This window comes from Arthrobacter sp. B055-34 (assembly GCF_059090425.1).
Genome location: NZ_JBNHFQ010000036.1, coordinates 1 through 204 on the forward strand (window position 1 = coordinate 1; position 204 = coordinate 204).

Genomic DNA, 204 nt, shown 5'->3' on the forward strand with positions numbered 1-204 from the left:
CGATCGCGGCCGCGAAAGACCTGCGGCACCCGCCCGAATGGCTGAAACGACTCGTCCGGTTACGCGACGGGCACTGCAGCGGCCCCGGCTGCCGCGTAGAAGCCCGCTTCTGCGAAATTGATCACACCATCGCTTGGGAAGACGGCGGCAAAACCGTGCTGGAAAATCTCAAGGCGCTTTGTAAACCCGAGCACGCTGCTAAGC

Annotated in this window: 1 protein-coding gene; it reads left to right on the top strand. The window is 62.7% G+C overall.

The window, feature by feature from the left end:
• Positions 1-41: 41 nt before the first annotated feature.
• Positions 42-204 (top strand): HNH endonuclease signature motif containing protein (locus tag AC5RWO_RS21490; RefSeq protein WP_498733961.1); only part of this gene is annotated, 163 nt, incomplete at its 3' end.